Source organism: Pararhodospirillum oryzae (assembly GCF_007992075.1).
GTDB lineage: Bacteria > Pseudomonadota > Alphaproteobacteria > Rhodospirillales > Rhodospirillaceae > Pararhodospirillum > Pararhodospirillum oryzae.
Genome location: NZ_BJZO01000025.1, coordinates 1 through 9,461, shown reverse-complemented (window position 1 = coordinate 9,461; position 9,461 = coordinate 1). Strand labels below are relative to the sequence as shown.

Genomic DNA, 9,461 nt, shown 5'->3' with positions numbered 1-9,461 from the left:
TTACCTGCCCAGCCTGATCTGGATTCCCACCGGCCTGCGCCAGCCCGAGGACCTGGTGGTACCGCTTGCCGGCTTTTTCCAACGCCATGGCGTGACCTGGCATCAAGGCACCGTTGAGCGGGTCGAGGCGCAAGGACACCGGGTCATCACCAGCACCGGCCCCCTGGAAACCGATACCCTGGTCATCGCCTCGGGCGGGCGCTTCCTGCGTGGCCTGCCCGGCATTGAGCACGCCGTGATTCCGTGCGCGAGCCTTGAGGCGGCCGAAACCCTTCGCCAGCGCGTCGCGGCGCTCGACGGCGGGACCCTTGCCTTCGGATTTTCAACCAACCCGGCCGAGCCGAACGCGGTGCGGGGCGGACCGGTGTTTGAATTCCTGTTTGGCCTGGAAACCCACCTGCGCCGCGAGGGGCGGCGCGACCGTTTCAAGCTGGTGTTTTTCAACCCGTCCACCGAGCCCGCGCGCCGGCTGGGCCCCAAGGCGGTGCAAGGACTGCTGCGCGAAATGCAGCGGCGCGGGATTGAAACCCACCTGGGGCATCCGCTGGTACGCTTCGATCCCGACGGCGTGGTCACCGCCAAGGGCACGGTACCCGCCGACCTCACCGTGTTCCTGCCCGGGCTCACCGGCCCCGCCTGGTTGCAAGGCAGCGACCTGCCCCGCTCCCCCGGGGGATTCATCGCCGCCGATGCCGGTTGCCGGGTCATGGGGCTGGAGGATGTCTACGTCATCGGCGATGCCGGCAGCTACCCGGGGCCCTCGTGGCTGGCCCGTCAGGCGCACCAGGCGGACCTGAATGCGCGCACGGCGGCCCGCAACCTGGCCTCGACCCTTGCCGGCCGTCCGGCCAATGCCACGTTCACCCCGGAACTGGTTTGCATTATCGACATGCTCGACAAGGGGATCATGGTCTTCCGCAACGGCCGCTTCAAGATCACGCTTCCCCGCTCGCGGGTGTTCCATTGGATGAAGGAAGCCTTCGAGCGCCATTATTTGAAAACGTATCGCAAGACAGTCCTGCTTCCCTGACGGGTTTTCCAGGAAAACAACACCCGCGCCCCGTTCTCGTTTTTCTGTCGGGAAAAGGGCGTCCAGGGTCTGTCCGCTTCAATCGGAAACGGGCAGACCCCGGGTCTGTTCGAGTTTGTCGTCCCGGGAAAAGCGGGTCCCACTTTTCGGGTCTCGGTCTGATCAGCGGGCTTTTCACAAGACCCCGATGAAAAACCGGGCGGTGCAAGGCACCCCGACGGGATCGTGCTTTTGCCTCAGGTGCTGAAGCCTGCTTCCGCCAGCAGGCGATAAAAATCGCGAACCGAGGATTCCCGTTCGTTTTCTGGCAGATCCTTGGAAAAACTCTCCACGAAATTGGGCTGGCGCAGGTGGTGAAGCACGCGCATGCGCGCGATGGACAGAGCCTTGCCCTCCATCAAAACCCCGGACCCGCAAAACCGCACCAGCCGCAAGGCCCGCATGCGCAGGGGATCGCCGGGAGCATCCAGGCGTTCGATCACTTCGTTGTCGATCAAATAACGGGCCAGCAGATCATCGAGGCGACCGACCACCCGGGTCCGCAAGACCTCGGGCAGGCAGGACGCCTCCAGGCCGCGCTGGATACTGCTGATAATGCGCAGTTTTTCCGTGGTCGAAAGCGCCGGTTCAACAAAGTGGTGGATGTCGGCCGCCATCTTGACCACCGAAACCACCTCTTCCGACACCACGGTCAGGTGCTGGTCCCCTTCCCCGGCCTCGGCCACGGCGATCAGGTAATGCAGGCGCCGGGCGTTGTCCTTGATCAGGTTCGACACGCCTTCGATCGACAGGCGCCAGCCCAGTTGCCCGCCTTGCTCCAGGCGCAGGCTATAACGCCGGGTCAGGGCCCCGGCCACCGCCGGCCCTCCGTTCACCCCTTCGCGTCCGACCAGACGCAAGATCAGGGCGCAGAAGGCTTCGTGTTCCTTGGAAGGATCGTTGCGCGAAAGCGGCTGCCGCCCGCCCAGTTCCCGGGTGACCCGGTCCATGAGCACCGTCAAGCCCGCCGGCAGGCGTTTTTCGGCGAACAGGCGGCGCAGGACCTTGACCGTGTCGGATTCGACCGGCGAGCCCGTGCTGTCGGGTTTGCCGTCGATCAGGTCCAGAAGACCAACCAAGGCGGTGGCCAGATTGGGACGAACCCCCAGGATATCCTGCACGACCTGACTCACCGCCAGGACATCGGCAATGAACCCATCCAAGATCAGCAGGACATCGCGACTGAGGCTGTCGTCAAGGCAGCCCAGGAGGACTTCCAGCTTGCCCAGGAAATTGCGTTCCTTGTACATCTCCCGGGCGATGACATGGCGCAGCAGGACTTCTTGCTCTTCGTGAACAAAGGCACACTTGGATACCGCCGACAAAACCCTGCGGAACTCGGACAGATCCACTTTCCACAAGAGCTTTTCGCCCTCGTTGCGCCGCGACCGCCGGCCGATTTCGTCGATCCAGCGATAGATCTCGTCACGGTGCTCCTTGGGATCCAGTTCTGGCGACATCCGGCAATGCAAGGTAACAATGCGCTCAACCGCCGAGGGCATGAGCTGGGCGTCCATGTCCTGGAAACGGCCCAAGGGCGAGTAGCAATAGAGCAATTCCGAGGGCACGACGAACTGCTGCTCAAGATATCTCTTGATCAGACGACCAATCGTCATGCGGCTTTCCAGGGAATACACATCCTCGACGGACTGGCACAGGGGCGCATCCTCGATGGGGGTAATCCGGGCGGGCTGATTTCCTATCGAGCGTAGCATCTCCTCGAACACGACCCTTTCACGGTGCAAGCCGTCAGGCCCGACCCGATCGTTGACAACCCTGGTACCGTCCACCTGTCCCTTTTGGGCGGCCTTGCGGGCGGCGGCGATGGCCTCGGCTTCGTCGTTGTGGATCTCTTCAGTGATCCAGCGCTTGTCCTTGTATACCTGGACCTCGTAATGCGGCACCGCTCGGCCCCCTTCGCTCTCTTGTCATCCCCGGGTGTGACCTCCCTGCCCCGGGGTGGCCACCCTTTTTGTTCCTTGTTTCCGTCGTCTCATCGTTTCGTCGTTCTCGTCGTGCGCATGGTCCTTCCCATCCTGGCTCTCGCCGACCTCTACCGAAGGATAACCAGACCCCTCTCTCCGAGACAACCATCCCCATGAGGGCTTCTTTTATATTTTAACTTAATTTATCTAGGAAGGGAGTATTTCCGATGATCCCTTCCGCTCCAGGCCTTCTTCCCGCCGGGGGTCTTCCGGGGTTCGTCTGGCGCGGGCCTTTTCCTCCCACCCCCCTGCCTCGGTCTGCTGCCAGTAGTACAAGCCGCCGCCTGCGTCGCGCACCCCTTTCCAACGCTGCCGCGCCTGAACAAGGGCCTGTTCGTCGCGCCCATCGAACAGCACCAGGACCCGCGCGAAAGCCTCCGGGCGCTCCACCCACATACCATCCGTGAGCACCAGGACCGAGGCCCCGTTCGGGTTTTCCTCGCTCTGCGTCAGCCATACCGGCTGCTGGTCGGCCGACCCGTCGGAGGCCGAGCCGTGGGGCAGCCATGACGAGGGATCCCAGGTCCACAGCAAGGCGTTCAGGTGTTCAACCCGCTCCGGCGACGCCGCCAGGACCACCGCGCGCAGCCCCTGGCCCACGATCTTGGCCAAAAGACGCGGCAAGGCTTCTTCAAGGGAGCGGATCTGTAAATGGTAGAAGTCAAAGCGCGTGCCCAGGGCCTCGGCCGGCATTTCCCGTGCCCCTCCTTGTTCAGCTCCCGGCCGGCCCCCGTCGCCCGTCACCCGAGGGTGTCCAGGCCATCGGCCAGCCGGCGCAGCCGTGCCGCGTCGCGCAACACCATGGTCCCGGGACGCGGCAGATCGATCAGGCCTTCGTGGCGAAAGCGGGTCAGGGTCCGGCTCACCGTCTCGATGGTCAGCCCCAGGTAATCGGCGATATCGGCCCGCCCCATCGGCACCAGCACCGGGCTGGCCACGTCGCCCCGGGCCACCGCCCGGTCCGAGATCCCCGTCAGGAAAGAGGCCAGTTTTTCGGGGGCGCTCTTGCGCCCCAGGAGCAGCACCTGTTCCTCGAAGCGCGCGAGACTCGCCAGCGCCCGGCCCCACACCAGCCGCTCCAGCACCGGCGCCCGGGTCAGCAGCCCTTCCAGCCGTGCCACCGGCAACCGGCACAAGACGCACGGCACGATGGCCTCGGCCGTGGTCGTGTGGACGGTGCCGGCACTGAACCCGAACAGGTCGCCCCGAAAGAAGAACCCGGTAATCTGACGCCGGCCATCAGGCATCATTTTGTACAGCTTCACGGCCCCGGCCAGCGGAATGAACACGTGCAAGGCCGGGTCGCCCTCGTTGAACAGGGTTTCATGACCTCCCAGCCGCACCGTGGCCTGAAGCGCCAGAAGCTCCTGGCGCTCGGCCTCGGGAAGGGAGCGGCACAACGACACCGGCCCCAGCGGGCAGGAGGAACAGGGATCGCCCCCGTCCATGCGCCCCGTCTCGGCAAGCTGGGCTGCGACAGTCGTTTGGGCCACGCGTTCCCCCGTCTGAAAGCATCCTTGTTGATCCAGGTCAATTTGGATCGGGATGAGAGCGCGCGCAAGAGCCTTCCGCGTCCCCGGCTCCCGGAGCCGGGCCGGACGACGGCACCGGTCCGGGAGGAGGCAGGTCGTCGAACAAAATGCGCTGGGCCGCGCCGTCCAGGTCCTCGAACTGACCACTGCGCAGGGCCCACAAGAAGCCCATCAGCCCCAGGCCTCCCAAAAACAGCGCCATGGGAATCAAGAACAGCAGCACATCCATCGCGCGGTCCCTTCCTCTTTCAAAGCGAACGACGCCCGCCCCCCCGCACGGCGTTGAGCGTGACCACCAGCGAGGACGCGCTCATCGCCACCGCCGCGACCAGGGGCGTCACCCATCCGGCCAGGGCAAGCGGGATCATCACCACGTTGTACCCCAAGGCCAGCGCCAGGTTCTGGCGCACCAGGCGCTGGGCACGCCGGGCCAGGCGCACGGCACCGGGCAAGGCGTCCAGACGATCGGACTCGATGTCGGCATCGGCGACGCCGCGGGTCAGATCGACCGCCGAGGTGGGCGAGATCGACGCATGGGCCGCCGCCAGCGCCGGGGCATCGTTCAACCCGTCGCCCACCATCAAGACCCGCCGGCCCGACCGGGCCAGGGCCTCCAGATGGTCGGTCTTGTCGCGCGGCGAAATTCCGGCCGTCCAGTCCTCGATCCCGCACGTCCCGGCCACCGCCGCCACCGCCGCCGGCCGGTCCCCCGACAGCAGATGAATCTCCAAGCCCAGGGCCCGCAGCCCCGCCACCGCCGCCGGAGCCTGGGGCCGGACCTCGTCGACAAAGGAAAAACAGATCACGGGCAGGCCGGGCCGCGCGAACCACACCATCGGCCCCGCCGCCTCTTCCCCCGCCTTCTCCTCCAGGGCCGGACCGGAGTTCTCGGGAGGAAACACCCCCGGCGCCGCTCCGTCGCGGCAAAAGGCCAGGCTGCCCAGGCGGGTTTCGCCCAGCGCCAGGCCCTGGCCCGGCACTTCGCGCACGCCCCTGGGAGGGGCCGGATCACCGGCGGCCCGGGCCAGGGCGCGCGCCAGGGGATGGCGGCTGGCGGCGGCCAGCCGGCCCGCTCGGGCCAGATCGGCGGGGGTCCAGGCGGCGGGCCCCCGGGCCGCCGGCGGGTTCAAGGCCACGGTGCCCCGGGTCAGGGTGCCCGTTTTGTCGAACACCACGGTATCGACCTCGGCCAGCCGCTCCAGGGCCGTGGGGCTGCGCACCAGAACGCCCCGGCGCATCAAGGCGCCACAGGCCACCACCCCGACCGCCGGCACCGCCAGCGCCAGCGCGCACGGACAGGTCACGATCAAAACGGCGGCCGCGATCATCAAGGCCCGGTCGGGCGCCATGCCCCCCAGGCCCCACCAGCCAAGGAAGGCCGCGAGCGCCAGAAGATGCACGGCGGGGCCATAAAGCCGCGCCACCCGATCGGCCAGGGCCACATACCGCGAACGCCCCTGCTGGGCGTTTTCCATCAGGCGCACGATATCGGCCAGCACCGTGGCCTCGCCGCTGGCCGTGACCGTGAGCACCAGCGGCGCGTCGTGGTTCAAGGTGCCGGCGAACACCGGATCCCCCGGCCCCACCGCGCGCGGCAGGCTCTCCCCCGACAGCAAGCTGGCATCGACGCTGGACCGTCCCGTTTCCACCCGGCCATCCACGCCCAGGCGTTCGCCCGCCGCCACCAGCACCCGCTCGCCCACCGCGACCCGGGCCGGCGCCACCTGCCGCACCCGCCCGTCGGCGTCTTGAACCGACACCGCCCGGGCGCTCAAGGTCAGCCAGCGCGCCGCCACCGCCCGGGCCCGCCCGCGCGCGCGCGCCTCCAGCACCCGCCCCAGCAGCAGGAAGAACAGCAGCATGACCGCCGCGTCGAAATAGGCGTGGGCCCCGCCTTGGATCGTTTCGGCGAGGCTTACCCCGGTGGCGATCAGCACCGCGAGCGTGATTGGCAGATCCATGGTGATCCGCCCGGCCCGCAGCCCCCCCAGGGCCGGACGCGCGAACGGGCCGATCGCGTAGGCCACCGCCGGCACCGCGATCAGGGCTGAGATCCAGTGCAGAAGGTCGCGGGTCGCGGGCTCCATGTCGAGGCCGGCCCACACCGACACCGACAGCAGCATGACATTGCCCGCCGCGAACCCGGCCACGGCCAGGGCGCGGACCAGAACCTTTTCCGCCCGGGCTTCTGCCCGTTCCATGGCCTCGGGATCAAGGGGCACCAGCCGGTAGCCCAGCCGGCGCACCGGGGCCAGCACGGCGCTGGCGCCCAGGTCGGATCCCCTGGCCAGGGCGCGGGCCGCCTCGTCGGGACCGGCCGGGGTCGGCACGAAGCGCACGATCAGGCGCCGGGTGGTCATGTTGACCCGGGCCTCGCACACCGTGGGGTTTCGGGCCAGCACATGCTCGATCAGCCACACGCACGCCGCGCAATGCAACCCCTCGACGACCAGGGGCACGACAGCCTCCACCGTGCCCCCGGGGCCGGACTCCAAGCGCACATGGGCTTCCAGGCCCAAGGGGTCGTCGGCTTCGGGAATCGGGGGAGGCAAGGCCGGATCAAGGCAACGGCGCTCATAATAGGCGCCGAGGCCACAGTCCATGACCAGGGCATGGGCCGCCCGGCAGCCCGGACAGCAGAAGGCTTCCCCGGGATCCATCCCCGGGGCCGCCACGGGCTGGCCGCAATGGCGGCAGACCGCCTGCGTTTCTTCGTTCAAGGATCGATCACCACGCGCTGGCGCACCCGTGCCACGCCCCCCTCGGCCTTGCGGGCCACGAACCGCAGCTCCCACAAGCCCGGCGCCGGCAGATCCAGGGCTCCTTGCCAGCGCCCCTGCCCGAGGGAAGCCAGGGCCAGGGGCCGGTCCAAGGAAGCGTCGCTGGGCCGGCGCAAGACCGCGTCCACGTCCAGGCCCTCGACCGGCTGGCCGCTGGCGTCCACCACCCGGGCCGCGATCCGCACCGGCCAGGGACCTTCCGCCCCCCGGACCCCGGGGGCGCTCACGGCTGGCGTGACCTGGACCTCGGCCGACCAGCCCAGGCTGGCCTCGGCCCGGGCGGTGGCGATTTCGTGGTTGTAGGCCAGGCCCTCGACATAGGCCGTGGGGGTGCTCACGCCTCCGAAGGTGCGCACCGCGAGGACGAGCATCACCATGTTGACGGCGACCACGATGCCAAAGGCCCCGATCAACACCCCCGGGATCCACAAGCTCCGCCGGACCGGAGCCCCGGCGGACGACGCGCCGGCCAAGGGAGCGGACGAAACGGTCATGGGTCACTCTCCTTTCGCGATCAGGGCCTGCCCGGCAAAACCCGTTCAGGGAGGCGCGGCGAACAAGGTTTGGGTGCTCAGGCGCTTGCCGGTGACCACGTCGGTCAAAACCAGGGTCACGGTGTTATCGGTGCCGGCCAGCACTTCGTTGGGCGCGGCGATGTACAAGCGCGCGGTTTCCACATGGGCCCCGGCCACGGGAACGATCAAGGCACCGGCGGGATCGGCGTTCAGGGTGGGCGAGGTCAACACCGGCTCCGCAAGCCCCTCGACACTGATCCGGAAGGCGGCGTCGCGCCGGCTCATGTTCATGAGCTTGATGGTGTAGCCGTTGCGAATCGAACCGTCCGACAAGGTCACGAACAACGGGCTGCGTTCGTGAAGAACGGTCAGATCAAAGGTCGGCCGGGTGGCGATGCTCACGACAATGGCCGACAGCACGCCCAGAAGCACCGACGCGTAAATCAAGGTGCGCGGGCGCAGCCAGCGGGTGACCGGTGCCTCTCCCCGGGCCCGGGCCGCCTGATTGGCCGCCGAATCATAGGCAATCAGGCCAGGCGGCAGATTGAAGCGGCGCATCACCTTGGCGCAGGCATCCACGCACAACGCGCACCCGATGCAAGCCAGCTGACTGCCCTTGCGGATGTCCACTCCCGTGGGGCACACCTGCACGCACAAGCCGCAGTCGATGCAATGGCCCCGCCGGGAAAAATCGGCCTCGCGCTGGTAAGGCGCGCGCGGTTCGCCGCGCCAGGCCGCATAGGTCACCACATACGAATGCTCGTCGGTCATCGCGCCCTGGAAGCGGCCATAGGGGCACATGTAGATGCACACCTGCTCGCGGGCGTAGCCGGCCAGGAGAAAGCAGCCGCCCCCCACCACGGCGATGGCGCCATAGGCCGCCGCCGGGGCCTGGCCGAGAACCAGGGCGCCCAGGGCCTGGGCCGGATCGGGGAAGAAATACAAGGTGAACCCCGCGCCCACCGCCACCGCGACAAGGCCCCAGGCCACGGCCTTGGCCCCCTTGCGCGCGATCTTGGCCGGGGTCCAGGGCGCCGCGTCCAGGGCCAGGCGCCGGGGGCGCTCGCCCTCGATCAGGCGTTCCATGAGCACGAACAGGTCGGTGAACACCGTCTGGAAGCACGCGAAGCCGCACCACACCCGGCCCAGGAGGGCGGTGGCGAAAAACAGCAAGACAGCCGCGAACACCAGGGCACCGGTCAGGTAAAAGACTTCCTGCGGCCAGAATTCCAGGTCGAAGAAATAGGCGCGCCGGCCGGGCAGGTCGATGAACAGGGCCTGATCGGCCACCCCGGGACCCCGATTCCAGCGCACCCACGGCCCCCCCCAGAAAATCCCCAGAAGAAGCCCCATCGACAGCCATTTCAAGGTGCGATACCGCCCCTGAATGCTGCGGGGATACACCTTGCGGTGGGATTCGTACAAGGAGGGTTCCGTCTCAGCGAGGTCCGCCTTTGCCCCGGTCGTGGACATGTGTCGCCCTTTCTCCGGCTAAGGGTCTGCTTCCTGGAACAAGACTAACGTCAAAAGACGCCCGATCCCACCCCTCTGGGCAATCGGGTGAACCGATTGCCCTGACG

8 protein-coding genes are annotated in these 9,461 nt (G+C 67.7%); 1 reads left to right on the top strand and 7 read right to left on the bottom strand.

What is annotated here, in order from left to right; all coding sequences use genetic code 11:
• Positions 1–1,030: NAD(P)/FAD-dependent oxidoreductase (locus ROR02_RS05985; RefSeq protein ID WP_147163105.1), on the top strand; the 1,030-nt coding region annotated here is incomplete at its 5' end.
• 236 nt (positions 1,031–1,266) lie between these two features.
• Here the strand turns inward: ROR02_RS05985 and ROR02_RS05980 are convergent.
• The 7 genes from ROR02_RS05980 to ccoG form a co-directional block, all read right to left on the bottom strand.
• A complete protein-coding gene (locus ROR02_RS05980; RefSeq protein WP_147163104.1) occupies positions 1,267–2,973 on the bottom strand; it encodes a hypothetical protein in 1,707 nt (568 codons plus the stop codon).
• Between the two features lie 228 nt (positions 2,974–3,201).
• On the bottom strand, positions 3,202–3,747 hold the full coding sequence (locus ROR02_RS05975) for a DNA polymerase III subunit chi (protein ID WP_147163103.1): 546 nt from the start codon (positions 3,745–3,747) through the stop codon (positions 3,202–3,204).
• A gap of 47 nt (positions 3,748–3,794) precedes the next feature.
• The gene (locus ROR02_RS05970) at positions 3,795–4,547 is read right to left on the bottom strand and encodes a Crp/Fnr family transcriptional regulator (RefSeq protein WP_246135427.1); all 753 of its coding nucleotides are present in this window, start codon (positions 4,545–4,547) and stop codon (positions 3,795–3,797) included.
• Positions 4,548–4,584: 37 nt separating this feature from the next.
• Positions 4,585–4,815: a cbb3-type cytochrome oxidase assembly protein CcoS gene (gene ccoS, locus ROR02_RS05965; protein ID WP_147163102.1), complete on the bottom strand. Its 231-nt coding sequence runs from the start codon at positions 4,813–4,815 to the stop codon at positions 4,585–4,587.
• A 19-nt stretch (positions 4,816–4,834) separates the two neighbouring features.
• Positions 4,835–7,306, bottom strand: coding sequence for a heavy metal translocating P-type ATPase metal-binding domain-containing protein (locus ROR02_RS05960; protein WP_281291006.1), 2,472 nt, complete (start codon positions 7,304–7,306; stop codon positions 4,835–4,837).
• Positions 7,303–7,860 carry a FixH family protein gene (locus ROR02_RS05955; RefSeq protein WP_147163101.1) on the bottom strand — a complete coding sequence of 186 codons (558 nt, stop codon included), beginning with the start codon at positions 7,858–7,860 and terminating at the stop codon, positions 7,303–7,305. Before ROR02_RS05955 ends, ROR02_RS05960 begins: the two co-directional genes overlap by 4 nt.
• A gap of 45 nt (positions 7,861–7,905) precedes the next feature.
• Entirely contained in the window at positions 7,906–9,306 is a 1,401-nt protein-coding gene (gene ccoG / locus ROR02_RS05950; RefSeq protein WP_246135426.1) for a cytochrome c oxidase accessory protein CcoG, read from the bottom strand.
• Positions 9,307–9,461: the final 155 nt, after the last annotated feature.